Origin of the sequence: Streptomyces sp. 15-116A (genome assembly GCF_025290915.1) — a bacterium.
Taxonomy (GTDB): Bacteria; Actinomycetota; Actinomycetes; order Streptomycetales; family Streptomycetaceae; genus Streptomyces.
In genome coordinates, this window is the sequence record NZ_JAOCQE010000391.1 from 1 (window position 1) to 4,703 (window position 4,703).

Here is a 4,703-nt window from a genome sequence, read left to right on the forward strand (position 1 = left end):
CGCGTACTGGTTGTACTCGGGTGTTCGCCCGGTGCGGCGAGTGGGGGCACCTCCCACGCCCTTAAGGCAGTGGGGGAGCGTGCCGGGCGTCGCAGGGCAGGCGGGACTTTGCGGACACCCCCTAAGGCCCCCGGAAGAGCTTTCGGAAACTCGACCAATCCGGTGCGCGCCCCACTCCGAATCCCGGTGCGTCAGGCAAGTTGGCACTGAGGACGGACGGCATGACACCTAACTCCAGGACGGGCGTGGGACGCAGGAGCCTCGCGACCCTGATCAGTGGTGCGCTGGCCGCCGGGGGGCTCGCAGCCGCCGGTGTGACCACGCTGGAACCGGGGGCGGCCTCCGCCTCCAGCCACCGGGAGGCCCCGCTGATCTCGGGCACCCCGCAGTACGACAACACGGACCTGTACGCGTTCGTCAGTCCCGACAAGCCGGACACGACGACGATCATCGCGAACTGGATCCCCTTCGAGGAGCCGGCCGGCGGACCGAACTTCTTCACGTTCGCCGAGGACGCCCAGTACGACCTGCGCGTCGACAGCGACGGGGACGCGCAGGAAGACCTGCTGTTCCGGTACACGTTCAAGACGCACACGAAGAACGACAAGACGTTCCTCTACAACACGGGTCCGGTCACCAGCCTCGACGACCCCGACCTCAACATCACGCAGACGTACGACCTCGAACTGGTCAAGCTGCGCCATCTGAAGGCGGTGTCGAGGACCAAGGTCGCCGACGACGTGCCGGTCGCGCCGTCGAACGTCGGCAAGGCGTCCATGCCCGACTACGACACGCTGCGCAAGCAGGCGATCCACGAACTGGCCGGCGGCGCGACGACGTTCGCCGGGCAGGCCGACGACCCGTTCTTCCTGGACCTGCGCGTCTTCGACCTGCTGTACGGCGGGAACCTCTCCGAGGTCGGGAACGACACGCTCAAGGGCTACAACGTCAACTCCGTTGCCCTGCAGGTGCCGACGCACATGATCACCGAGTCGGCGGAGCAGCCGATCGTCGGCATCTGGTCGACGACCCAGCGCAAGAACGCGCAGGGTCACTTCACGCAGGTCTCACGGCTGGGCAACCCGCTGGTCAACGAGGTCGTCAACCCGCTGAAGGACAAGGACACGTTCAACGCGTCCACGCCCCGGGACGACGCGCAGTTCCTGAAGAACGTCACCAACCCGGAGCTGCCGAAGCTGATCGAGGCGATCTACAAGATCCCGGCGCCGAAGGAGCCGCGCAACGATCTCGTCGACGTGTTCCTCAAGGGCGTCGAGGGCCTCAACCAGCCGCCGCACGTGACTCCTTCGGAGATGCTGCGCCTCAACACCTCGGTCGAACCGGCGGCGAAGCCCAAGCGGCTGGGTGTGCTGGACGGCGACAACGCGGGCTTCCCCAACGGACGGCGGCTGACCGACGATGTGATCGACGCGTCGCTGCAGGTCGTCGAGGGTGAGCTGGTGGGCGCGAAGAACGACCTCGGTGACGCGGTCGACGCCAACGACAAGAAGTTCGGCGCGTCCTTCCCGTACCTGGCCAATCCGACGGAGGGCTCGCGGGGACCGCTCGCCAAGGGCGTGGACAGCGGCAACGACGTACGCAACCAGCTGGGCGACGCGCTGCGGCCTGCCGGTGCGCAAGCCTCCGACAACACCACCCTGATCGCCGCGTCCGCGGGCGCGGGAGCCGGCGGAATTCTGCTGATCGGCGCGGCCCTGCTGTGGTGGCGCCGGATGCGCGACCGCGCGTACTGACGGCCCCGCCCCACCGACAGGCGCGGCCCGTTCCCCACCCATCCCCCACGGCACGGGCCGCGCCGCCCACCCCGCCCCACCGACCGACCAACCAAGGAGAGGGCATGCCTCCGCGCACGCCGGCCGGCGCCCAGGAGAAGGACGAGCCCACGGGACGGCTCACCCCCGCCACCGCACCGAGGGGCCCGGGAGAAGCACCGGCAGACACCGCCCCACAGACCGACGACCCCGAGGGACTCGCCTCCGGCTCCGCGTCCTCCGCCGGCGTCGACGGCCCCGCCTCCGCCCCTCCCCGTGTCGCCGCTCTGCGGCGGTTCTTCGTTGCCGCGCGGCGGGCGCGGGGGCTGCATGTGGCGGGTTGTGCCGTGTTGCTGGCCGTCGCCATGACCGCCGGGGCCGTGGCGGTCGGGGGAGGTCGGCAGAGTGACCCGGCGGTGAGTGACGTCGCTCCTGCCGGGGCGCCGGCCCCCGCCGCGCTCGCCGGGGATCTCGACGCGGGCATCCGGTCTCTGCAGGCTCATCTGCGGGTCCAGCCACGGGACTTCGGTGGGTGGGCCGCGCTGGGGATCGCCTATGTCGAGCAGGCGCGCGTCAAGGGCGACCCCTCGCGCTATCCCCAGGCCGAGCGGGCGCTGGAGCGTTCCCTCGCCGTCGAACCCGGCAACGACCAGGCCCTCGCCGGACGCGCCGCCCTCGCCGCCGCCCGGCACGACTTCACCGGCGCGCTGAAGTACGCCGAGCAGGCGCTGCAGCAAAACCCCTACAGCGAGCGCGCGCTGTGCTCGCGCATCGACGCGCTCGTCGAGCTCGGCCGGTACGACGACGCCGCCGAGGCCGCCGACCTCGCCGACGACCGCCGGCCGGGCGTGCCGGTCTTCACGCGGTACGCGTACGTGCGGGAGCTGCGCGGGGACGTGGGCATCGCGCGCCGGGTGCTGGAACAGGCGCTGGACAGCGCGTCCTCGCCCGCGGACGTGGCATACGTGGCGACCGCGCTCGGGCAACTCGCCTGGAACCAGGGGGATCACCAGACCGCCCTGCGCCACTACGGCCGTGCGCTCGCCGCCGACGACGGCCATCTGCCCGCGCTGGAGGGCCGCGCCCGCGCCCAGGCCGCGAGCGGCGACCGCGCGGGCGCCATCGAGACGCTGGAGCAGGTCGTCGTACGCTCCCCGCTGCCCGGCCCGCTGGTCGCCCTGGGCGAGCTGTACGAGGACCGCGGCGCCGACGGCGACCGGGCCAGGGCCCGCGACCAGTACGCCCTCGTCGACGCCTGGACCGCCCTCGCCCGCACCGGCGGGGTCAACGCCGACCTCGACACCGCCCTCGCCATCGCCGACCACGGCGACCCCGAGCAGGCGCTGCGCGCGGCCCGCGCCGAGTGGGACCGCCGGCACAGCGTGCACACGGCGGACGCCCTCGCCTGGGCGCTGCACGTCAACGGCCGTGACGAGGAGGCCCTCCCCTACGCCCGCCGGGCCACGGCGACCGGTTACCGCAACGCCGCGTTCCTCTACCACCGCGGCGTGATCGAACGCGCCACCGGCGACGACCGCGCCGCCCGCGCCTCCCTCACGGCGGCGCTGGAGCTCAACCCCGGCTTCTCACCGCTGGGCGCCCGTGAGGCGCGGGCCGCCCTGAAGGACCTTGAGGGGGCGCGTTGAACCTCCGCCGTACGCTCGCCGGGGGCGCCGCCGTCCTCACCGCCGCCTGCGCGCTCGCGATGGTCCCGGCCACCTCGGCGAGCGCCCATCCGCTCGGCAACTTCACCGTCAACCGCTACGACGGCCTGGTCGCCGCGCCCGGCGAACTCCGCGTCCGGCATGTGGAGGACCTCGCCGAGATACCGGCCACCCAGGCCGCAGGTGACATCGACCGGCTGGGCATGGAGCGCTGGGCCCGGGAGCGCTGTGCCGCGGCGGCCCGGGACAGCGAGGTCCGCGTCGACGGGCGCGAGGTACCGGTCGCCGTGCAGCGCAGCCACGCGCGCGTGCGGCCCGGTCAGGCCGGGCTCGACACCCTGCGCGTGGAGTGCGGGCTGACCGCTCCGCTGCCCGAGGACGAGACCGTGGCGGTCGGCTTCCGGGGCGCGGGCGCGTCGTCCGGGCCCGGCTGGCGGGAGATCACCGCGCGGGGCGACCGCATGACGCTCACCGCGTCGGACGTACCGAAGTCGTCGCTGTCCCGTGAACTGACCCGTTACCCGGAGGAGTTGCTGTCCTCCCCGGCCGACACCACGAGCGCGACCCTGCGCATCCGCCCCGGCGGTCCCGCCCTGGCGGAGGAGAACACCGACGCGCCCGCCGCCTCCGTACTGCCGCGCGGAGCCGACCGCTGGACCCGCGCGCTCGACGAACTGGTCGCCCGGCACGACCTCACCGCCGGGTTCGCGGCGCTCGCCCTGCTGATCGCGGTCGCCCTCGGCGCGATGCACGCCCTCGCGCCGGGCCACGGCAAGACTCTGATGGCCGCGACGGCGGCGGCACGCGGGGGCAGGGCCCGGCTCCGGGACGTCCTGCCCATGGCCGCGTCCGTGACGGTCACCCACACCCTCGGCGTGGTCGCCCTGGGCCTGCTGGTCACGGCGGGTTCCGCCGCGGCACCGTCGGTGATCGCCTGGCTCGGCATCGCGAGCGGCGCCCTGGTCACCTTGGCCGGCGCAAGCCTCGTACGCCGGGCCCTGCGCAACCGGCACCACGCGCACGGCCACCCGCACAGCCATGCGCACGCCCACGCACACCCCCATGAACGCCGGCACGAGCACGGCGCAGGACACGACCATGAACACGAGCACGACCACGGGCACGCTCACGCGCACGGGTCCGGCAACAGGCACGACCATGAGCTCGCACACGCGGCCGGTGACACCCAGGACCACGAGCTCGCCCACGCCCACTCCTCCGGCAACAGCCCCGACCACGACCACACCCCGGACCACCCCGCCGCACC

3 protein-coding genes are annotated in these 4,703 nt (G+C 73.2%); all 3 read left to right on the forward strand.

Annotated elements, in window-relative coordinates:
* Window positions 1–221 precede the first annotated feature (221 nt).
* A complete protein-coding gene (locus N4P33_RS32995; protein ID WP_260830611.1) occupies window positions 222–1,754 on the forward strand; it encodes a DUF4331 domain-containing protein in 1,533 nt (510 codons plus the stop codon).
* A gap of 104 nt (window positions 1,755–1,858) precedes the next feature.
* Window positions 1,859–3,418, forward strand: a complete 1,560-nt coding sequence (locus N4P33_RS33000) for a lipopolysaccharide assembly protein LapB (RefSeq protein WP_260830612.1) — start codon at window positions 1,859–1,861, stop codon at window positions 3,416–3,418.
* Window positions 3,415–4,703, forward strand: a 1,289-nt coding sequence (locus N4P33_RS33005; RefSeq protein ID WP_260830613.1) for a nickel transporter, incomplete at its 3' end; no start/stop codon positions are given. The genes N4P33_RS33000 and N4P33_RS33005, both read left to right, overlap by 4 nt.